A 20,471-nucleotide genomic window follows, 5' to 3' on the forward strand; every position below is an offset into this window, starting at 1 on the left:
GGGATTCCATGACGTCCGAGCACATTCCGGAGCCGCCTGCCCACTCCGTGTCCGCCCAGTCCCTGGCTGAGGCCGTCCGGGAGGCGACGGAGCTCCTCACCGAGGCCGGCGTGCCCAGCCCCCGGGTGGACGCAGAACTCCTGGCCGACCATCTGCTGGGCGTGGGCCTGGGGCGGCTGCGCGCCATGATACTCGGCGATGCCCCGGCCCCGGCCGGCTACACCGAGCTCGTTGCCGAGCGCGCCACCAGGATTCCGCTCCAGCACATCACCGGCGTGGCGCACTTCCGCTACCTCCAGCTCGCAGTGGGACCCGGCGTGTTCATTCCGCGCCCGGAGACCGAGTCCGTGGTGCAGCTGGTCATCGACCGGCTGCGCGTACTGGAACGTGCCGGCGTGGTCCGCCCCAAGGTGGTGGACCTGGGCACCGGCTCGGGGGCCATCGCCGGATCAATCGCGCACGAGGTGCCAGAGGCCGAAGTCTTCGCGGTGGAGTTCAGCGAGTTCGCGCATGCCTGGGCGGCGAAGAATCTCCAGCCGCTGGGGGTCACCCTGCTGCTGGGGGACCTGCGGAACGCTCTGCCGGAACTCAACGGAACGTTCGACGTCGTGGTTTCCAACCCGCCGTACATCCCGGCTGAAGCCATCCCCAACGAACCGGAAGTGGCGCTGCACGATCCGCCGGAAGCACTCTACGGCGGGGGAGCGGACGGCATGGAACTGCCGACGGCGGCCGCCGCCTCTGCGGCGCGGCTCCTGGTTCCAGGCGGCTACTTCGTGATGGAACACGCCGAAGTCCAGGCCGGCTGGATATCGACGATGCTGAACCGGACCGGAAACTGGACCGACGTCACAACGCATTTTGACCTTAACGGCAAGGAACGCGCCACCAGCGCCGTCCTTGCCGCGCCGCCCGCGGAGTAATGAAAGAATGAGGCAGTGACCACTACGTACAACTGCACGGCCGACGACGAGCGGACCGAAGGGATCGCCCACGCACGGCGGGCGATCCTGGAGAAAAAGTGCGTCGTCCTTCCCACGGACACCGTTTACGGAATCGCGGCCGATGCCTTTTCCCCGCAGGCCGTCACCATGCTGCTGGTGTCCAAGGGCCGCGGCCGGAACATGCCGCCGCCCGTCCTGATTCCGCGCCTGAACGCGCTCGACGGGCTGGCCACCGATGTGTACCCGGATGCCCGCGACCTGGCCGAGGCCTTCTGGCCCGGCGGACTGACCCTGATCTTCCACGCGCAGCCGTCCCTCGACTGGGATTTGGGCGAGACCAAGGGCACCGTTGCCCTTCGCATTCCGGACGACGAGGTCGCGATTGACCTGCTGACCGTTACCGGACCCCTCGCCGTGTCCTCGGCAAACCGGACCGGCCAGGCTCCGGCGCAGACAGCCTTTGAAGCCCGTTCCCAGCTCGCGGAGTCCGTTGAGGTCTACCTTGAAGGCGGTTTCCGGCCGGTCGAGGGGACCGACGCCCGGCCGTCCACCATTGTGGATGCCACCTCATTGCCGCTGCGCGTCGTCCGCGAAGGGGCCATCAGCCTGGAGCGGCTGCGCGAGGTGGTTCCCGGAGTTCTCGACATCAACGGCAATGCCGCGGACGAAGCTGAGCTCACCGGTGCCCCGGAGGATGTTGCCCCGCAGGATGTTGCCCCGCAGGACGCTGCCTCCGAGGATGCCGCGCCCGCCAGCGGTGCTGACGCTCCTCTGCAGTCCGACGCCGGCGAAAAGCCCGCAAGCGCCGAATGACGCTGCAGAGGCAATCTATTCCCGTTCTTGGAGTGGACGCCACGCCCTTGGACGTCGACGGGCTCACCGCCGTCCTCAACGAATTCGTGGCTGACGGCACCACTAGGACGGTCGTCGGACACAATCTCCACAGCGTGACGCTTTTCCACACCGAACCGGAGTTCAGGAAGTTCTACGAGAACAGCGACGTTGTCCTTCTCGACGGCGCGCCCGTCCTCTGGCTGTGGGGGAGGAGCAGGCAAAAGGCCGGCCGGAAAAAGTCTGACGCCGACACGCGGCCCGTCATGGACTACCGGCTTGGTTCAACAGACTGGATTCCCGCGCTGGGCCGGCTGGACGGCCTCTACCGCATCGCTGTCCTTGGAGCCGGGGCGACCGCCAACGCCAAGGCCGTGGCGAAACTGCAGGGCATGGTGCCGGGCGCCACTGTCGCCGGCATGCCGGGGGAGGACTGGGACTCGGAACTGGAAGAGAAAGCTGCCGCGTGGCTGGCGGAATTCCAGCCGCAGCTGGTGCTGATCGGCCTTGGCATGCCGCTTCAGGAAGAGGTGCTGTGGCGCCGCCTGCCGTCGTTGCCGCCCGCGGTCTACTGCGCCGTCGGCGGAGCCATCGAGCAGATCGCCGGCATCCAGAAGCTGGCGCCCCGCTGGCTCGGCCGGCTCGGGCTGGAATGGGCGTGGCGGCTGCTGCTGCATCCGCGCCGCGTGGCGTATAGGGTGTTTGGCGAGCCGTGGGTCCTGCTGGCACTCCTGCTGCGGCGCCGGCTGCGCGGGCAGGGCTGACAGCCCCGCCCGCCTGCGTTAAAACTTTTGGTCCTTCAGCGGGCCAAATCCCTTGCCGCGGAGCCCGGTGGAAAACGCCCGGAACCAGTCCGCAAGCCCGCGGACATCGCCCCTGCGGAGGAAATAGCCGAGGTAACCGCCAACATCGGCCACCAGGGACTTCACACGGAAGTGGCGGCGAATAAGGTAGCCGCGGTTGCGGTAGTAGTAGTAGCGCTTGAACGCGCCGTCCGGGACGATGACGTGCCAGCGGGCACCAAACACGTGCTTCGTTTCGGAAAAAGCGTGCGGGTGCATGATCGCAGCCGTGGTGACGGTGCCGAAACGGATGCCTGCCTTGCGCAGCCGGATGGTGAAGTCCACCTCGTCGCCGCGGATGAAGAGGCGCATGTCCGGCAGGCCCACCTTGAAGAAGACATCGGAGCGGATGAGCGCACCGTTGAAGAAGTGGCCGTCGTTCGGCAGGAACCCCACCTTCTCCAGCGCGGCCCGGTCGTGGGAGACCTTGCCGTCCAGCCGGAAGAAGAAGGAGAGCTGGTCGGGATGCCCCGGGGCTACCACCAGGGGCACAACGGCCTCCAGGTCCCGCGCCTCCGCTTCCCGGATCAGCGTGGCCAGGCACTCGGCGTCCGCCGGCTCGGCGTCGTCGTCCATCATCCAGACCCAATCGGCACCGCTTGCCACGGCCTTGAGCGCCGCAAGGGAGAAGCCCCCGGCACCGCCAAGGTTGGCTTCGGAACGGATGTAGTCCACATTCGCATGCTGGGCGGCGACGTCCTTGGCGGGGACCGTGCCACTGTCAACGAGGCAGATTGTCGACACGGGGGCCGTCTGCCCGTTGATGGCCCTCAGCAGGACGGCGAGCTCATGGGGACGGTCAAACGTCACGGCGGCAACTGCGACCGACACTGGCATTGCGGGGATCCTTTCAGCACAGCCGTCGGCAAGTTTCCCGCCGGCGTAAGGCCGTGTGACGCGAAGCGATGTACCCGTTGGCGTTAGTATCTTGACTAGAGTCCACTGTAATACAGCCCCGTCAGGCACTATGCACTGCCTGTCTGTGCGCGCATGGCGACGGAGAAGTTTCATTTATTGCACGTCAGATTCACACCTATCGAGCCCGCATGGTCCGCCCGGACTGACCCCGAATCCGCATCCGCATAGCCTGCAGCATGGCGGGAAGCACTGCGCCAGCAACGCGTACGGCACCGTCGGAATGGTGGCCGCGCCGTGATCATGTACCTGTCCATGATGCTGACCGCAGCGCTCGTGTCCTACGGGGCCACGTGGGGTGCACGGCTGATCGGGAACCGGCTTGAGCTGTTCGCTCCTATCCGCAGCCGGGACATGCATTCAAGCCCGGTCTCGCGGCTCGGCGGGCTGGGGATCTTCGTCGGCGTGCTGGTGGCACTGGCCGTGGCAAGCCAATCCTTCTTCGTCAAGGACATCTTCCGGAACAACGGCGCTCCGTGGGGTGTGCTGGCGGGAGCGGCCGTCATCGTGCTGGTCGGAGTGGCGGACGACCTTCTGGACCTTCGCTGGTGGGTCAAGCTGATCGGGCAGTCTCTCGCCGCGCTCGTGGTAGCCGTCTGGGGCGTGCGGATGACCATCATTCCGTTCATTCCGGAACCGATCCGCTTCGACTCGGACCCAATTAACATCGTCCTCACCACCGGCCTCATCGTCGTCACGATGAACGCTTTCAACTTCATTGACGGGCTGGACGGGCTGGCCGCCGGGGTGGCCATTATCGGCGGGTCCGCGTTCTTCCTCACCGCTTACTGGGTCCACCGGAACGCGCCGATCCTGGACCGTTCCGACCTCGCCACGCTGCTGACGGCGGTCCTTGTGGGCAGCTGCCTGGGCTTCCTGCCACACAACTGGTTTCCTTCAAAGATCTTCATGGGCGATTCCGGCGCGATGCTGATAGGCCTCCTCATGGCGTCGGCCGGTGTGGTCTCGACCGGGCAGATCACCTCGGGCCTTTATGACCGCGTCAACGGTATCCCCACGATCATCCCGATCCTGCTGCCGTTTGCCGTGCTGTTCCTGCCGCTCCTGGACCTGTGCCTTGCGGTGGTGCGGCGCACCGCCGTCGGGCGTTCACCGTGGTCCGCCGACCGCGGGCATCTGCACCACAAACTCATGGACATCGGTTACTCCCACCGCACAGCGGTCATGCTGCTGTATTTGTGGGCCGCGGTGCTGTCTTTCGGGGGTCTGGCCTTCGCCGTCTACCCCTGGCAGGTTGTGCTGGCCGTCATGGTCGCCGCCACCATGGTCATGGGTCTGGTCACGGCCTGGCCGTACCTGAGCCGCCGTGGCGATGAGGCCGGAGCAGGGCCAACACCGGAGTAATACGCGCTTTTCGGAAAATTTCTATCTCATGTAGAATTCAGGTGCAGGTCTTTCCTGCACCACTCCACCCTGCCACGAAGATTGGTTCGCATGACCTCCAACGCCGAGCCCGGACCTGTGTCCGGCAAGGAATCCGTTGGTGTCTCCGGGCCCACGCGGTCGCTCTGGCTCGGTCTGCTTGGACTCAGTTCGGCAGTCTCCTGCTGCGCTCTGGTCCTTACCGGTGTGGTGGCGGTGCTGCTGAACGGTTGGACCGGGGTTGTGTCCAGCAGCCTCGGCGGCCTGCTGGTGGTCGTGTTCTTCGCCATCAGCCTGCTGATCGGACACTTTGTGGGGCGCAATAACCCCTCGGGCGCCGTCGGCCTGTTCGTGGCTACTTACTTCGTCAAGGTCATCGGTTTCGCTGTGGTGTTGTTCGCCCTGGGTGCTCCCGACTGGCTGCACGGCCGTTGGTTCGTCATAGGTGCCGTCGTGGCTGTGGTCACGTGGCAGGCTGCCGAGATCTACGGTTTCAGCAAAGCCCGGCTGCAGATCTTCAACGACCCCGAACCGGACAGCGACCCCAAGTCGAACGGTGAGCAACACTGATGACCAAGCACAAGCACCCCGGGAAAAACGAGCCTGGAACACCCAAACCAACGCCCGGTCCTGCCGCTGTACCCAGCGAAAATTCCGACGGCGGTTACAACGCTGGAATGGCCGTCTTTAGCTACATAATTGGCGGAATCATCGTCTGGAGTTTGATAGGGTGGGGACTGGATTATCTGTGGGGAACCCGCTGGATTGTGCTCGTAGGCGCTCTGCTTGGAGCTGCGGGAGGGTTCTATCTGTCCCATATGCACGGCCTCACCAGTTCAAGGAAAACAACTGGCGGGAACGGTGCAGCCAGCGGCCCGTCCGAGGACGGGAACAGTAATGCCAAATAATTTCACGAGGGGGAGGGCAAGCATGACGCGCGCCGGAACCTTACCAACGCCCAACGATGGACACTGCAGAGAGGAAACGCGTTGATCGCGCTTGCGCTCCCGGCCCAAAATTCAGGAGAGTTCACACCTCCCGGAATTGAAGAAATGCACCTGCCGGCAATCCTGCCGTGGGGTGCGGCAGACGGATTCTCCAAGCAGATGCTGCTGGTTATCCTGTCCGTCGTCATTATCGCCACATTCTTTTTGCTCGCTGCGCGGAAGCAGCAGCTCGTTCCCGGCAAGCTGCAGTTCGCAGGTGAGGCCGCCTACGGCTTCGTCCGCAACAGCATCGCCAAGGACATCATCGGCGGCAGGGACTTCATCAAGTATGTCCCGCTGCTGTTCAGCCTGTTCTTCTTCATCCTGGTGAACAACATCTACGGCGCAATTCCGGTGATCCAGCTCCCGAGCTTCTCGCACGTCGGCGGCGCCTACGTGCTGGCAGCCATAGTGTACGTCACCTGGATCGGTATCGGCATCAAGAAGAACGGCCTGCGCTACTTCAAGCTCGCCACCGTTCCCTCCGGTGTCCCGGTCTACATCCTCCCGATCGTCATTCCGATCGAGATCATCTCGAACTTCCTGGTCCGTCCGGTCACGCACAGCCTGCGTCTCTTCGCCACCATGCTGGCCGGCCACCTGATCGTCATGATTGCCGGTTCGGGCATCGAATACCTCGTCATGCAGGAGAACGTCCTCCTCAAGGGCACCTCGGTTCTGGTTCTCGCCGGCGCAATTGCCATGTACATGCTGGAAGCGCTGATCATGGCGCTGCAGGCGTACGTGTTCACACTGCTGACTGCGATCTACATCGAAGGCGCACTCCACGCCGACAGCCACTAGGCACCCCAAACTTCCCCTCGTGGGGATGAAGCAACCCAAACAACCTGCCATACACATGGCATCTTGAAAGGAAGAAAAATGGAAGGCTCCATCAACGGCTCCCTCAACCTCATCGGCTACGGCCTCTCGGCCATCGGCGGTGGTATCGGTGTGGGACTCGTGTTCGCTGCCTACATCAACGGTGTGGCTCGTCAGCCGGAAGCCCAGCGCGTCCTGCAGCCGATCGCATTCCTCGGCCTTGCGCTGACTGAAGCCCTCGCCATCCTGGGCCTGGTCTTCGCTTTCGTTCTCAAGTAAACCTTCAGAACCTAGCGAACATTCAGAACCGAGTAGATAAGGACGGGTGAAATATGAATCAGCTGATCATCTCAGCCGCCACTGAAGGCGCCGAGGCGGCTAACCCGCTCGTTCCCAATCTTTGGGAAATGGGCGTCGTCCTCGCCGGCTTTGCTGTCCTCTTTTTCATCGTGGTCAAGTTCGTTGTCCCGATGTTCGAGAAGACGTTTGCAGAGCGTGCCGAGGCCATCGAGGGCGGCATCGCCAAGGCTGAGAAGGCTCAGGCTGAGGCTTCTGCTGCACTCGAAGAGTACAAGCAGCAGCTCACCGATGCCCGTGCTGAGGCAAACCGTATCCGTGAGGAAGCACGTGCCGAAGGCGCCCTGATCCTGGCGGAACTGAAGGAGAAGGCTGCAGCAGAGTCTGCACGCATCACCGCTCAGGCTCACGCGCAGATCGAATCCGAGCGCCAGGCGGCCGTTGTGTCGCTTCGTTCGGAGGTGGGCACCCTTGCCACCACGCTTGCGGGCCGCATCGTTGGGGAAACCCTCGAGGACGACGCACGTGCAGCACGCGTCGTTGACCGCTTCCTGGCTGATCTGGAGACCCAGAACGCAGGTGTAGCTAAGTAATGGCAGGTGTATCGAGCGAATCGCTGACCAAGGCGCTGACCGAGCTGGAGCCAAAGCTTCCGTTTGCATCGCTGCAGTTGGCAAAGGAACTTTTCGGAATCCTGGGCGCGGTAGACAGCTCGGCTGGCTTGCGCCGCGCCCTGACTGACCCCTCCCGCAGCGGTGAGGAAAAGTCGGCGTTGATCAAGCAGCTCTTCAGCGGAAAAGCTTCCGCCGAAGCCGTGGACGTCGCAGCCGGTCTGGCCAGCTCACGCTGGGCATCGGCGCGAGACATCGGCGATGCACTCGAGACGCTTGCCGCAACGGTGGTCATCGCCGTTGCTGAAAACAAGTCGGCCGTTTCTGCCTCCGGTATCACCGGTCTGGAAGAGCTGGAGAACGATCTTTTCTCCTTCAACCAGGCCGTGGCTGCCAACCACGATGTGCAGCGCGCCCTGTCTGAACCGCAGGCCAGCGCTGCTGCAAAGATCGCCCTGGCCGAGAGGCTGGTTCCTTCCGCAAGTGAGGAAGCCAAGGTCCTCATCGGACAGGCGGTCGCGCAGCCCCGTGGCATCAAGGCAACCAAACTCGTGAGCCGTTTCGCCGAGCTCGCCGCCAAGCGCCAGCAGCGCTGGATTGCGACGGTCAGCGTCACGCGTCCCCTCACGGGGACGCAGGAGAACCGTCTGCAGCAGGGACTTAACTCCCTTTACGGACGCGAGCTGAAGGTCAACTTCAACGTTGACCCCACGCTGATCGGCGGCATCCGCGTTCAGGTGGGGGACGAAGTGCTCGACGCTTCGCTCCTCACCCGCCTGAACGACCTCCAGCGCCAGCTGGCCGGCTAGCCGGACAAGCACCACACAACTGATAGAAACCCCGGTCATCGTGAGCAACGATGATCACGAATACAGGAGAGCAGGGACTGCAGATGGCCGAATTGACCATCAACGCCGACGACGTCCGTAATGCGTTGAACGAATTCGCGGCGTCCTACGAACCCGGAAACGCAGAGCGCGTAGAGGTCGGCCGTGTGACCGCCGCAAGTGACGGCATCGCCCGTGTTGAGGGCCTTCCCTCGGTCATGGCGAACGAGCTGCTTCGCTTCGAAGACGGCACCCTGGGCCTCGCCCAGAACCTCGACGTTCGCGAGATCGGTGTCATCGTCCTCGGTGACTTCTACGGCATCGAAGAGGGCCAGGAAGTTCACCGCACCGGACAGGTTCTGTCCGTGCCGGTGGGCGACGCCTTCCTCGGCCGCGTGGTGGACCCCCTGGGTGTGCCGATCGACGACCTTGGCGAGATCAAGGCCGAGACCACCCGTGCCCTTGAACTTCAGGCACCGGGCGTTACCCAGCGCAAGTCTGTGCACGAGCCGATGCAGACCGGCCTGAAGGCCATCGACGCCATGATTCCGATCGGCCGTGGCCAGCGCCAGCTGATCATTGGTGACCGTCAGACCGGCAAGTCCGCCATTGCCATCGACACGATCATCAACCAGAAGGACAACTGGGCTTCCGGGGATGTCACCAAGCAGGTCCGCTGCGTTTACGTCGCGATCGGCCAGAAGGCTTCCACGATCGCAGCAATCCGCCAGACCCTTGAGGACAACGGAGCGCTCGAGTACACCACGATCGTTGCCTCCCCGGCTTCCGACCCGGCCGGCTTCAAGTACCTCGCACCGTACGCCGGTTCGGCCATTGGCCAGCACTGGATGTACGGCGGCAAGCACGTCCTCATCGTGTTTGATGACCTGTCCAAGCAGGCCGAAGCCTACCGCGCCGTGTCGCTGCTGCTCCGCCGCCCGCCGGGACGCGAAGCCTACCCGGGGGACGTCTTCTACCTGCACTCCCGCCTGCTGGAGCGTTGTGCCAAGCTCTCCGACGAGCTCGGCGCAGGCTCGATGACCGGCCTGCCGCTCATCGAAACCAAGGCAAACGACGTCTCCGCCTATATCCCGACCAACGTGATTTCCATCACCGATGGCCAGATCTTCCTGCAGTCCGACCTCTTCAACGCCAACCAGCGCCCCGCTGTTGACGTTGGTGTCTCGGTGTCCCGCGTTGGCGGTGCCGCCCAGGTCAAGTCCATGAAGAAGGTCTCCGGTACCTTGAAGCTGGATCTTGCCCAGTACCGCGACATGCAGGCGTTCGCGATGTTCGCATCGGACCTCGATGCCGCATCCCGCCAGCAGCTGACCCGCGGGGCACGCCTGATGGAACTGCTCAAGCAGGGCCAGTACTCGCCGTTCCCGGTTGAGAACCAGGTTGTGTCCATCTGGGCCGGTACCCAGGGCTACCTGGACGACGTTCCGGTTGAGGACATCAGCCGCTTCGAGTCCGAATTCCTGGACCACCTCAAGCACAAGTCCTCTATCCTCACGACGCTGGCTCAGACCAACGTTCTGGGCGATGACACCGTCGAAGCACTGAAGACCGCCATCGTGGACTTCAAGAAGGGCTTCTTCGGCGAGGGGGACAACCACTTGGTGGGCGCCGGCCACGAGGAGCATGAAGCTATCTCGGAGGGTCAGGTCGACCAGGAAAAAATCGTCAGGCAGAAGCGCTAGTTTCGCTGGCAGGGACTGCCGGAACCCTTTGCGGGTCCGGCAGTCCCGGCCATCGGGATCTTAGGAAAGGATAAGTATGGGAGCCCAGATCCGGGTCTACCGTCAGAAGATCAGCTCGACGACGTCGATGCGCAAGATCTTCAAGGCGATGGAACTGATCGCTACCTCGCGCATCGGCAAGGCCCGTGCCCGGGTGGCAGCTTCACTGCCTTACGCGAACGCGATCACGCGCGCTGTTTCTGCTGTCGCAAGCCAGAGCGAAATCGACCACCCACTGACTACCGAGCCGGAGAACATCCGCCGGGCCGCCGTCCTGGTCATTACCTCAGACCGCGGCCTTGCAGGTTCGTATTCCGCCAGCGTGCTCAAGCAGGCCGAAGGCCTGAATGAATTGCTCCGTGCCGAAGGCAAGGAAGTCAAGACGTTCCTGCTGGGCCGCAAGGCGCAGGCTTACTTCGAGTTCCGGAACCGTCCCTATGGGCGCGTCTGGACCGGCAACACCGATGCCCCTGAGTTCGCCACGGCGCAGGAAATCGGCGTGGCCCTGCTCGAAGACTTCGCTACTGACTTCGAAGAGGGCGGCGTGGACGAGATCCACGTTGTGTACACCCGCTTCAAATCCATGGTGACGCAGGAGCCGACCGTCATCCGACTGCTTCCCCTCGAAGTTGTGGAAGAGCAGGCTGCCTCCGAATCGGAACTGCTGCCGCTTTACGAGTTCGAACCGGAGCCGGAACAGGTGCTCAACGCCCTGCTGCCGCGCTACATCGAATCCCGCATTTTCGCGGCCATGCTGCAGGCAGCGGCTTCTGAGCTTGCTGCACGCCAGCGGGCGATGAAATCCGCCGGCGACAACGCCACGGACCTCATCAAGAAGTACACGCGTCTGCGCAACACCGCCCGCCAGGCAGAGATTACGCAGGAGCTTTCCGAAATCGTGGCCGGCGCCGACGCACTCGCGTCGTAGCCGGACCGGTCCCGGACCCCTGCAACAAAAGATAAACTTAACCCCACGCCATCTACGAGTGAAGTGAGAGAGATGACTGCCACCGCTACCGAACACGTAGCCGCAACGACCGGTGCCACCGGCCGGATCGCACGTGTCATTGGCCCGGTTGTCGACGTCGAATTCCCGGCTGACGCAATCCCCTCGATTTACAACGCACTCACCACCGAGATCACTCTCAACGGTGAGACCAAGACCATCACGTTCGAGACCTCCCAGCACCTGGGTGACAACCTCGTCCGCGCTATCTCCCTGCAGGCAACCGACGGCCTGGTCCGCGGCACGTCCGTAGTGGACAGCGGTTCCCCGATCACCGTGCCTGTTGGCGACGGCGTCAAGGGCCACATCTTCAACGTCCTCGGCAAGCCGCTGGACGTCGACGAGTCCGAGATCCAGGCTTCTGACTACTGGCCGATCCACCGCAAGGCCCCGTCCTTCGCGTCCCTCGAGGGTTCCACCGAAATGCTCGAAACGGGCATCAAGGTCATCGACCTCCTCACCCCGTACATCAAGGGCGGAAAGATCGGCCTGTTCGGCGGCGCCGGCGTGGGCAAGACCGTTCTGATCCAGGAAATGATCACCCGTGTTGCCCGCAACTTCGGTGGTACTTCCGTGTTCGCCGGTGTGGGCGAGCGTACCCGTGAAGGTAACGACCTCTGGGTTGAAATGGAAGAGGCAGGCGTCCTCAAGGACACCGCCCTTGTGTTCGGCCAGATGGACGAGCCGCCGGGAACGCGTCTGCGCGTGGCCCTGTCCGCCCTGACCATGGCGGAGTACTTCCGCGATGTCCAGAACCAGGACGTGCTGCTCTTCATCGACAACATCTTCCGCTTCACGCAGGCAGGTTCCGAGGTTTCCACGCTGCTGGGCCGCATGCCCTCCGCCGTGGGTTACCAGCCGAACCTTGCCGACGAGATGGGCCTCCTCCAGGAGCGCATCACGTCCACCAAGGGGCACTCCATCACCTCGATGCAGGCCATCTACGTCCCCGCAGATGACTACACCGACCCGGCACCGGCCACGACGTTCGCACACCTGGACGCCACCACGGAACTTTCCCGTGAAATTGCCTCCCGTGGTCTGTACCCCGCAGTGGACCCGCTGACTTCGACATCCCGAATCCTGGACCCGCAGTACATCGGCAAGGACCACTACAACACGGCTGTCCGTGTGAAGCAGATCCTGCAGAAGAACAAGGAACTCCAGGACATCATCGCCATCCTCGGTGTTGACGAACTGTCCGAAGAGGACAAGATCGTCGTGTCGCGTGCGCGCCGTATCCAGCAGTTCCTGTCGCAGAACACCTACACTGCCAAGCAGTTCACGGGCGTTGAGGGCTCCACGGTTTCCATCAAGGACACCGTTGAAGGCTTCTCTGCGATCTGCGACGGCGAGCTCGACCACATTGCAGAGCAGGCGTTCTTCAACGTCGGCGGCCTGGATGACGTTGAGCGCCAGTGGGCCAAGATTCAGGAACAGACCAAGTAATATGGCTGAGCTTGAGGTTGAGATTGTCGCAGCGGACCACTTCGTGTGGTCCGGGGCGGCCAAGATGGTCAAGGCCCGCACCAGCGATGGTGAAATCGGAATCCTGCCCGGCCACTCGCCCGTGCTGGCGATTTTGGCTGAGGGCCAGTTGGCAATCGAGCCGGTTTCCGGCGACCGCATTGCCGTGGATGTTGACGGCGGGTTCTTCTCCGTCGACAACGACCGGGTGGTAATTGTTGCTGACAACGCCCAACTGGGTGACGCGGCCACTGCGGGGATCCGATAGCACAACCCTGATGGACGTTACTTCCTTTCCGTTCATCGCCATAGCAACCGTGTTTGCGGTGCTGATTTTTACGCTGTGCCTGTTTGGGGTGCGCCGCTTCAACCTGCGGCGCGCCCTGGGCACGGTTGACGCCTCCATTCGTACGGCTGGAAAGAGCTGGCGGATGGGGGTTTGTCGTTATCAGGACAATGAGCTTGAGTGGTTCAAACTGCTTTCCCTGAGCGTGCGGCCCCGCCACCGCTTCAAACGGAGCTCCCTTGAGCTGCTGGGCCGGCGCCAGCCTACAGAGGCGGAGCTGGTCAAGGTGCAGCCCGATGTGGTGATCGTGGAGCTTCGGTACGAGGGGGAGGATGTCTTCCTGGCCATGAAGTTCGACGCCTACACGGGGTTGTCCTCCTGGCTTGAAGCCGGGCCGGTCATCGGCGTGGGGACCTGGCGCTGAGGCTCCCGCCACGGCCTGAACCGCATGGGGCGCCAACGCGGCGCGAGAATGTTTCAGGATATGAAAACATTAGTGACACAAAAATGATCCCCGGCACGAATGCCGAGGATCATTTATTTTGCGACAGCTTAGACGACGGTTACGCCCGTGGCCTGGGGGCCCTTGGCGCCCTGGCCGATTTCGAACTGAACACGCTGGTTCTCGTCGAGGGTCTTGAAGCCACCGGTCTGGATCTCGGAGTAGTGAACGAAGACATCGCCATCGGAGTCGTCCGGGGTGATGAAGCCGAAGCCCTTTTCAGCGTTGAACCACTTGACGGTTCCCTGTGCCATTTATTTCTCCTCAGTATGGAACTTTTTAAGGCCAGCACACCTCGTACTGGTCTTGGTTACTCTGCGAGAAGAATCCTGGCCTGCACCCCCGATGACCGGAATTGCGTTGCAGGAGCTTCGCGCTCGCAACATGTCTTGCGAGCATGAAAAACACCTACACAAAGACTGGTATAAGAATTTCATGGGCAAACCGTCTGGTCAACGGTCAAAACGCGAATTACGCCAAATTTTGGGCAAATCCGGAGTAAACACCTGATCACCATTGGCTGCAGCCCCGCCAATCAGAAAATACAGGTCAGAAAAGCCGGGACTCGACGTCGTCAACGCCCCGCATCGCGTCGTAATCCAGGGTCACGCAGTCAATGCCGCGGTCCGTGGCGAGCACCCTGGCTTGCGGCTTGATTTGCTGGGCGGCGAAGATGCCGCGCACCGGTGCCAGCAGGGGATCCCGGTTGAGCAGTTCGAGGTACCGCGTCAGCTGCTCCACACCGTCGATGTCCCCGCGGCGTTTCAGTTCAATGGCCACCGTGGCGCCGCCGGCATCCCGGGCAAGGATGTCCACTGGCCCGATGGCGGTGAAGTACTCCCGCCGGATCAGGGAGAACCCCTCCCCGAGGGTTTCGATCTGGTCGGCGAGGAGCCGCTGCAGGTCGGCCTCGACGCCGTCCTTGATGAGGCCAGGGTCCTGTCCCAGTTCGTGGGAGCTGTCGTGGAGCTGTTCATGGATGTTGATGATGAGCCGGTCGTCCGTCTTGGCCGACTGCACGGTCCACTGCTCGACGACCCCAACCTCGACGTCGGCGTCCTCCGGGGAGGTCACGCGGAGAACGGCGGGCGGGCTCATCCAGTTCAGCGGCTTGTAGGAGCCGCCGTCGGAGTGCACCAGGACCGAACCGTCGGCCTTCACCAGCAGGAGCCGGGTGGCGAGGGGGAGATGGGCTTTGAGCCGGCCAACATAATCAACGGAGCAACGGGCTATGACGAGACGCACGCCCTACACCATACCTTCTCGGCAGTGCCTTCTCCGCCATGCCTTCCCGGCAGTGCACGCCAGACAGGGGCGGGACCCTGGCGTGCAGTAGCGCGATGTCATGCAGTGCAGGGCAGGGGTATCGGCTAAGGCAGAATGGAGGCATGCCCCGCTCCAACCGTCCCCGCCGCCCCAAAGCCGGGCGCGGTGCGGCCGGAAACGCCACGGGCGGTGGAAAGCACGGCGCAGGTCCCGTCCCGGAACTTGACCTCGAGCGGGCCCGCGCGGGAATCGCCCGGCGCGAAAGCGCGCCGGACGGCGACTGGATGGTGCGCACCATGACAGCGCGCAACGCCGAAAAGACGTACATCTGCCCGGGCTGCTCCACCGGTGTGCTGCCCGGGATCGCCCACCTTGTGGTCTGGGCGGACGACCACCTGTTCGGAGCTGCCGCGGGGCTGGCCGAGCGGCGCCACTGGCACACCAACTGCTGGACGTCCCGCAACTTCCGGTACCGGTAACGCTCGGTGACCCGTGCCGGGGCAACCCGGCCGGAAGATAAGCTGGTGCGCATGACTTTTGACCCGGCGTCGTACGTCTTTAACCAGCCATCAGCAGCGACAGCGATCCGCGCCTCCACGGTGCTTCCCGCCCGGCGCGAAAACATTGAAATCCGCACCGAGGACGGCCACACTCTGGTGGGCGAACTGGCCCTGCCGGAATCGGGTCCGGTCACTGCCACGCTGATCACCCTCCATCCGCTGCCCACGCACGGCGGCTTCATGGATTCCCACGTGTACCGCAAGGCCTCCTACCGGCTGCCGGCCCTGGCCGGGGTGGCCGTACTGCGCTTCAATACCCGGGGCACCTCCTCGCCGCGCGGAACCAGTGACGGAACGTTTGAAGAAGGCATCGGCGAGCGGTACGACGTGGAGGCGGCCGTGCGCTTCACCGTCGAGCGGGAGCTGCCCAACCGCTGGCTGGTGGGCTGGTCCTTCGGCACCGAACTCGCGCTCATGTACGGCGCAGTGGAACCGGTGGCCTCCCAGGTGGAGGGCGCAGTGCTGCTGTCCCCGCCGCTGCACCGCGCCACCGACGAGCACATGTTGCTCTGGGCCGCCGCCGGCAAGCCGCTGACCGTCCTGGTGCCCGAGCACGACGACTACCTCCGGCCCGCCGCCGCAGTGGCCCGGTTTGGGCTTGTGCCGCAGGCCAGGGTGGTGGGGGTCGACGGCGCCAAGCACCTCTGGGTGGGGGAGAAGCAGGCCGCCCGGGTGCTGAATGAGATCGTGGACGACGTCACGCGTGACGGTGCGGGAGCCGAGGGCCTGCCGCAGGAATGGGAAGGGCCGGTGGCCGCCGCCGCTGTCTGAGGCTAGTGCTTATCCTGCCGCACGATGTAGATCTCCTTGATGAGCAGCAGGGTGGCGGCCGCCGTCGGGATGGCAATGAGTGCCCCCAGGACGCCGAGCAGGCTGCCTCCCGCGATCACCGAGATGACGGCGACGGCGCCGGGCACCGCCACGGCTTTCTGCATGATGCGCGGCGAGATGAAGTACGCCTCGAACTGCAGGTAGGCGAAGTAGCAGATGGCGTAGGCCAGGGCGGACTGCCAGCCCAGCGTCAGCGTGATCAGGATGACCACCACGCCGGCGATCAGCCCGCCCACCAGGGGGATGAAGGCCAGCAGCGCCACGACGAACGTCAGCAGCACCGCGAACGGCACGCCGATGATGGACATGACGATGAAGGCAAAGGTGGCATTCAGGAGGGCTACCACAGCCTGGCCGATGACGTAGTTGCCCACGGAGCGGCTGATCTCCTCGGATAGCGCCTCGACCCGTCCGCGCCGGGAACGCGGCGCCAGCCGGTAGCCCCACTTTTTCATTGCGGGGAGGGCGGCGAGGAAGTAAAGGCTGAGCACCAGCACGATCAGGGTGCCGAAGAGGCCGTTGGCCACCGTCGAACCGAAACCGACGACGCCGCCGAAGATGCCGCTCATGGCCTCCGGGTTCTTGACGAACTTGTCCAGTTCCTCGGTGATGCGGTCGCGCACGCCGAACTGGTTGTCCACTGTCCGGAAGAAATCCGAGTTGATGAAGTCGCGCACCCATATCGGAGCCTGCTTCACGAGCTCGGTGACCTGCTCCACGATCGTGGGGATGAGGGTGGCAAAGAAGCCGACGACGGCAAGCATCAGCACGGATACCGAGACGAGGATGCCGGCGGGCCGGGGGATCTTCCGGCCCTCCAGCCAGCGCACCACCGGGTCCAGGCCGAGGGCAATGAACAGGGCAGCCACAATCCAGAGCAGGAGCTGGGTGGTGTGGGAGCCGATCCAGTAGACCAGGAGCGCCAGGCCGACGCCCACGGTGCCCATGAACCCCAGATACAGCGGGTGCTGGGCCGAGATGCGGGGCCCGGGGGACCCGAAACGCTCCGTGTCTCCGGGTTCGCCGGCGTCTTCTGTCCCGAGGTTGTCGGGATGCTCCGGCGGGAATTCAAACCGTAGCCTCGGCTGGGCGCCGGGGATCGGCTGGCGCAGGCGCCTCAGCACGGCACCGAGGGCCGCGGGACGCCCCTTCGTCTTTACGGGCTTGTGGTGCGGGGCGGGCTGTGGCGCAGTGCTGTGGTCTGCCGCACGGTGTGCAGCAGTGTCCTGTGGTGCCGGCAGGCTCTGGGGGGAGTCGGCGTCGGGCAGATCTTCGGCGCCGCGCATGGACGGATCCGTGTGTTCAGTCACTGCTTTTTGATGCCTTTACCGTGCGTGGCGCCGCGGCTGCGGGCCGGATGTGATGATCATCGCAAACACTATCAGCAGCCTTGTGAATAGCCGGGCGGGCGGCGTTTCGCTGGGCCGGAGCCGGGGCTCCACGGCCCCCGGTCCGGCCTATTGGTAACAAAACGGTTACTATTGGAGGTAAACCCCCGCTGATGATAGGTATTCCTTTGCGTTTCAAGACTGCAGTTGCACTTGTGCTGCTCGGCCTCCTGACACTGCTGGCCGGCATCGGGCAGAAGACCTTTTGGGCCCCCGCCGAGACGGTCACGGCAACGGCTTCCGCCGGCGAAGCCGCGCCCCTGACCGTTATCGACCAGAAGCTCCGCACGCTCGAGGGCGGAACGGTAACCATCAACGTCAAGGGTGAGGGCAGCTTCCTGCTCGCGGCCGGACGCCCGGATGACGTTGACGCCTGGGTGGGCAAGACCGCCCACAACACCGTCACTGGACTCTCCGACGACAAGAAGTCGCTGCAGGTTAAGCACACCGATGGCGAAGCCAGCGCACCGTCGCCCGCCGGCTCCGACCTTTGGGTCAGCACCGAGAACGCCAGCGGCGAGATGGACTACACGTGGTCCGCTCCGGCCGACGGCGATTGGTCCCTGCTGCTCGCAGCAGACGGAAAGAAGCCTGCGCCGTCGTCTATTTCCATGACGTTCCCCAATGACACCTCCATGCCGTGGGCCGTGCCGCTCATGGTCCTTGGCGGGCTCCTGATTCTCGCGGGCGGTGCACTGCTGGTCCTCAAGCCCAAGGGCGGGGCGCCCCGTGACGGTGGGTCCTCGGGCAGCGGGTCCGCCAGCGGCGGGGCCACCGGCAAGGCCAGCGACAAGCAGGGCAGCCTGTTTGCCCGGCGCGCCCGCGCCAAGGCGGCGGCTAAGGCCGGTGAACGGTCTTCCTCCGCACGGCTCAGCGTGGTGGTGGCCGCCACCACCGCCGCGGTCCTCGCCGGCGGCGCAGCTGCCGCGCAGGCCAGCACCTCGTCGGCCCCGGCCTCTACTGCAAGCGAATCCGCAGCACCTGCGACGAGCGCGGCTGCAGCCCCCGCAGGGAACGGCACTCCGGTGGTCCTGGACGCCCAGTTCCGCCGCATCATGGAGCAGGTGGCCAGCGCCACCGACGCCGGCGACGCCGCCAAGGACGCCAAGAAGCTTGCCGCCCGCGTTGCCGGAACGGAACTTGAGGTCCGCACCCAGAACTACAAGATCAGGTCGCGTGTGGCCTCCTATGACGCGCGCATGCCGGTGCGTTCCACGAAGCTCCTGACGACGGTGGTCACGGACAAGCGCGAATGGCCGCGCTCCATCATGGCCGTCACGCAGGGTGAAGGCAACGTTGTGCCGCAGCTGCTTACGCTCGTGCAGAGCTCGCCGCGGGAAAACTACAAGCTGGTGGGCACGTCCCCGCTGCAGCCCGGCACCACGTTCCCCGCCATCGTGCGCGGGGGCACCGAGTCGCTTGCCGCGGACGACAAGTCCGGACTGCTCTACAGCGGGCAGGAAGCGCTCGCCGGCCTGGCCGACCGGCTGACCAAGTCCAACTCCACGTTCAAGAGCAAGCTGGTTGAAGGGGAATCCTCCCCGTACATCGCGGACACGCTGTCCTACCAGGCTGACATCGTGAAGGACGGCGTCGACGGCAAGTTCGCGTTCACGCACAAGGTTGTTCCGGAGAGCACTGTCGTGTTCCGGACGGAGGACGGCGGGGCCCTGGTCCTTGGCCGCCTGACCTTCAACTTCGACGGCACCCCCAAGGCGGAGGGCGACAAGCTGTCCATCGGCAACGATGCGGCCGTTCTCGCCGGTGGCAAGGAGACCACCACCGGAATGGTGCTGAAATTCGCCGAATCCGTGGCCGTTTATGTGCCGCCGGCCGCCTCGAAGGATCCGATGAAGCTCGTCGCTGCCACGCGCGGACTGGTTGGCGCCAGCTTCAAGTAGGGAACGGCTTTCCTTAAAAACCTGCCGTCACAAGAGCGGCCGCGGTGCTTACCGCGGCCGCTCTTGTGGCTAGAGTGGGAGCTATGAGTTCGCCAGCTTCCCGCCCTGTCCCTTCGGCCGCGAGCCAGCTTAACCTTCGCGGCGCCGTCGATCTCTCCTCCCTCAAGCAGCGCCCGGCGCCGCCGGCGCCTCCGGGCAACACCGACGCCGCTGATTCACAGCAGGCCGACGGCGGACCCGCCCTCCGGGTGGACGTCACCGAGGCGAACTTCCAGAGCCTTGTGGAGCTGTCCGCCCAGGTGCCCGTGGTATTTGCCCTCTGGGCCGCCTATTCGCCCGAATCCACCGGCGTCCTGGATGCGCTTGACCGGATTATCAAGAGCTACGGCGGCCGGCTGGTCCTCGCCGCCGCGGACATCGAAGCATTCCCTCAACTGGCCCAGGCGTTCCAGGTGCAGGCCGTTCCCACCGCCGTCGCCGTGCTCAAGGGCCAGCCGGTTCCGCTCTTCCAGGGTGGCGCTGACGAGGAGCAAATCCGCCCGCTGCTGGACGAACTGCTCACGGTGGCCGCCGCCAACGGTGTGACCGGCAACGTTGGAGGCGGCGCGGGCACATCCGAAGAATCCGCCCCTGCCCCTCTGCCGCCGCTTCACCAGAAGGCGTTCGACGCCATCGAAGAGGGTGACTACGCTGCTGCGGCCGCTGCCTACCGGCAGGCGCTCGTCGAGATGCCGGCGGACGCCGAGGCCAAGGCCGGCCTGGCGCAGGTGGAACTCATGGAACGCCTGCAGAGCCTTTCCGGACCCGAGGGCGAGGCGCTGCGCCAGCTTGCCGCGGACGAACCGGACAACCTCACGGCCCAGTTGGGCACTGCTGACCTTGATCTCGCCGGCGGCCACGTGGAGGATGCCCTGAACCGCGTGGTGGCGTTTATCGGCAGGAACTTCGGCCCGGAACGCGAGTCCGCCCGCGTGCGCCTGCTCGAGCTGTTCGAAGTTGTCGGAACCACGGACGAACGCGTGGGCAAGGCCCGCCAGGCCCTGGCACGGGTGCTGTTTTAGTGG

23 protein-coding genes are annotated in these 20,471 nt (G+C 64.3%); 19 read left to right on the forward strand and 4 right to left on the reverse strand.

Going from position 1 to position 20,471, the window contains the following annotated elements; translation table 11 throughout:
* Positions 1-8: 8 nt before the first annotated feature.
* From prmC to G9E11_RS00760, 3 genes are read left to right on the forward strand one after another with little or no spacing between them, the layout of a single operon-like run.
* Positions 9-923: a peptide chain release factor N(5)-glutamine methyltransferase gene (gene prmC, locus G9E11_RS00750; RefSeq protein ID WP_190602093.1), complete on the forward strand. Its 915-nt coding sequence runs from the start codon at positions 9-11 to the stop codon at positions 921-923.
* A 15-nt stretch (positions 924-938) separates the two neighbouring features.
* A complete protein-coding gene (locus tag G9E11_RS00755; protein ID WP_190602094.1) occupies positions 939-1,757 on the forward strand; it encodes an L-threonylcarbamoyladenylate synthase in 819 nt (272 codons plus the stop codon).
* Positions 1,754-2,539: a WecB/TagA/CpsF family glycosyltransferase gene (locus tag G9E11_RS00760; protein WP_190602095.1), complete on the forward strand. Its 786-nt coding sequence runs from the start codon at positions 1,754-1,756 to the stop codon at positions 2,537-2,539. The genes G9E11_RS00755 and G9E11_RS00760 overlap by 4 nt, the downstream gene beginning before the upstream one ends.
* An 18-nt stretch (positions 2,540-2,557) precedes the next feature.
* Here the strand turns inward: G9E11_RS00760 and G9E11_RS00765 are convergent, their stop codons facing one another.
* Entirely contained in the window at positions 2,558-3,454 is an 897-nt protein-coding gene (locus G9E11_RS00765; protein ID WP_190602096.1) for a glycosyltransferase, read from the reverse strand.
* 315 nt (positions 3,455-3,769) lie between these two features.
* On the opposite strand from G9E11_RS00765, the gene G9E11_RS00770 reads away from it, so the two are divergent.
* The 12 genes from G9E11_RS00770 (at position 3,770) to G9E11_RS00820 (ending at position 13,383) form a co-directional block, all read left to right on the forward strand.
* Complete coding sequence (locus G9E11_RS00770; RefSeq protein WP_190602097.1) at positions 3,770-4,897, forward strand: MraY family glycosyltransferase; 1,128 nt, start codon at positions 3,770-3,772, stop codon at positions 4,895-4,897.
* A gap of 90 nt (positions 4,898-4,987) precedes the next feature.
* A complete protein-coding gene (locus G9E11_RS00775) occupies positions 4,988-5,485 on the forward strand; it encodes a Cg1360 family ATP-synthase-associated protein (RefSeq protein ID WP_190602098.1) in 498 nt (165 codons plus the stop codon).
* The gene (locus G9E11_RS20845) at positions 5,485-5,823 is read left to right on the forward strand and encodes an AtpZ/AtpI family protein (RefSeq protein WP_218625934.1); all 339 of its coding nucleotides are present in this window, start codon (positions 5,485-5,487) and stop codon (positions 5,821-5,823) included. The genes G9E11_RS00775 and G9E11_RS20845 overlap by 1 nt, the downstream gene beginning before the upstream one ends.
* A gap of 81 nt (positions 5,824-5,904) precedes the next feature.
* Entirely contained in the window at positions 5,905-6,705 is an 801-nt protein-coding gene (gene atpB, locus G9E11_RS00780; RefSeq protein ID WP_111905891.1) for a F0F1 ATP synthase subunit A, read from the forward strand.
* A gap of 78 nt (positions 6,706-6,783) precedes the next feature.
* Positions 6,784-7,002 carry an ATP synthase F0 subunit C gene (atpE, locus tag G9E11_RS00785; RefSeq protein WP_003804776.1) on the forward strand — a complete coding sequence of 73 codons (219 nt, stop codon included), beginning with the start codon at positions 6,784-6,786 and terminating at the stop codon, positions 7,000-7,002.
* A gap of 53 nt (positions 7,003-7,055) precedes the next feature.
* A complete protein-coding gene (locus tag G9E11_RS00790) occupies positions 7,056-7,613 on the forward strand; it encodes a F0F1 ATP synthase subunit B (protein ID WP_190602100.1) in 558 nt (185 codons plus the stop codon).
* Positions 7,613-8,440: a F0F1 ATP synthase subunit delta gene (locus G9E11_RS00795; RefSeq protein ID WP_190602102.1), complete on the forward strand. Its 828-nt coding sequence runs from the start codon at positions 7,613-7,615 to the stop codon at positions 8,438-8,440. The genes G9E11_RS00790 and G9E11_RS00795 overlap by 1 nt, the downstream gene beginning before the upstream one ends.
* A gap of 83 nt (positions 8,441-8,523) precedes the next feature.
* Positions 8,524-10,161 (forward strand): F0F1 ATP synthase subunit alpha, encoded by a 1,638-nt coding sequence (atpA, locus tag G9E11_RS00800; protein WP_190603544.1) that lies wholly within the window; start codon positions 8,524-8,526, stop codon positions 10,159-10,161.
* 76 nt (positions 10,162-10,237) lie between these two features.
* A complete protein-coding gene (locus G9E11_RS00805) occupies positions 10,238-11,128 on the forward strand; it encodes a F0F1 ATP synthase subunit gamma (protein WP_190602104.1) in 891 nt (296 codons plus the stop codon).
* 72 nt (positions 11,129-11,200) lie between these two features.
* The gene (gene atpD / locus G9E11_RS00810) at positions 11,201-12,655 is read left to right on the forward strand and encodes a F0F1 ATP synthase subunit beta (RefSeq protein WP_190602106.1); all 1,455 of its coding nucleotides are present in this window, start codon (positions 11,201-11,203) and stop codon (positions 12,653-12,655) included.
* 1 nt (position 12,656) lies between these two features.
* Complete coding sequence (locus G9E11_RS00815; protein ID WP_111905897.1) at positions 12,657-12,941, forward strand: F0F1 ATP synthase subunit epsilon; 285 nt, start codon at positions 12,657-12,659, stop codon at positions 12,939-12,941.
* A 10-nt stretch (positions 12,942-12,951) separates the two neighbouring features.
* Entirely contained in the window at positions 12,952-13,383 is a 432-nt protein-coding gene (locus G9E11_RS00820; RefSeq protein ID WP_076801988.1) for a DUF2550 domain-containing protein, read from the forward strand.
* A 128-nt stretch (positions 13,384-13,511) separates the two neighbouring features.
* On the opposite strand, the gene G9E11_RS00825 is transcribed toward G9E11_RS00820, so the two are convergent.
* Both G9E11_RS00825 and nucS read right to left on the reverse strand, forming a co-directional pair.
* Positions 13,512-13,715, reverse strand: coding sequence for a cold-shock protein (locus G9E11_RS00825; protein ID WP_003804766.1), 204 nt, complete (start codon positions 13,713-13,715; stop codon positions 13,512-13,514).
* Positions 13,716-14,010: 295 nt separating this feature from the next.
* The gene (gene nucS, locus G9E11_RS00830) at positions 14,011-14,706 is read right to left on the reverse strand and encodes an endonuclease NucS (protein ID WP_190602108.1); all 696 of its coding nucleotides are present in this window, start codon (positions 14,704-14,706) and stop codon (positions 14,011-14,013) included.
* 143 nt (positions 14,707-14,849) lie between these two features.
* Here nucS and G9E11_RS00835 point away from each other — a divergent pair, with 143 nt between their 5' ends.
* Positions 14,850-15,206, forward strand: coding sequence for an ATP/GTP-binding protein (locus G9E11_RS00835; RefSeq protein ID WP_190602110.1), 357 nt, complete (start codon positions 14,850-14,852; stop codon positions 15,204-15,206).
* A 51-nt stretch (positions 15,207-15,257) separates the two neighbouring features.
* Entirely contained in the window at positions 15,258-16,058 is an 801-nt protein-coding gene (locus G9E11_RS00840; protein WP_190602112.1) for an alpha/beta hydrolase, read from the forward strand.
* A 2-nt stretch (positions 16,059-16,060) separates the two neighbouring features.
* Here the strand turns inward: G9E11_RS00840 and G9E11_RS00845 are convergent, their stop codons facing one another.
* Positions 16,061-17,428, reverse strand: a complete 1,368-nt coding sequence (locus G9E11_RS00845) for an AI-2E family transporter (RefSeq protein ID WP_190602114.1) — start codon at positions 17,426-17,428, stop codon at positions 16,061-16,063.
* A gap of 191 nt (positions 17,429-17,619) precedes the next feature.
* On the opposite strand from G9E11_RS00845, the gene G9E11_RS00850 reads away from it, so the two are divergent.
* Both G9E11_RS00850 and G9E11_RS00855 read left to right on the forward strand, forming a co-directional pair.
* Positions 17,620-19,407, forward strand: a complete 1,788-nt coding sequence (locus tag G9E11_RS00850; RefSeq protein WP_190602116.1) for a hypothetical protein — start codon at positions 17,620-17,622, stop codon at positions 19,405-19,407.
* 83 nt (positions 19,408-19,490) lie between these two features.
* Complete coding sequence (locus G9E11_RS00855; RefSeq protein WP_190602118.1) at positions 19,491-20,468, forward strand: tetratricopeptide repeat protein; 978 nt, start codon at positions 19,491-19,493, stop codon at positions 20,466-20,468.
* Positions 20,469-20,471 lie beyond the last annotated feature (3 nt).

It is taken from the genome of Arthrobacter ipis (assembly GCF_014694315.1).
Taxonomy (GTDB): Bacteria; Actinomycetota; Actinomycetes; order Actinomycetales; family Micrococcaceae; genus Arthrobacter; species Arthrobacter ipis.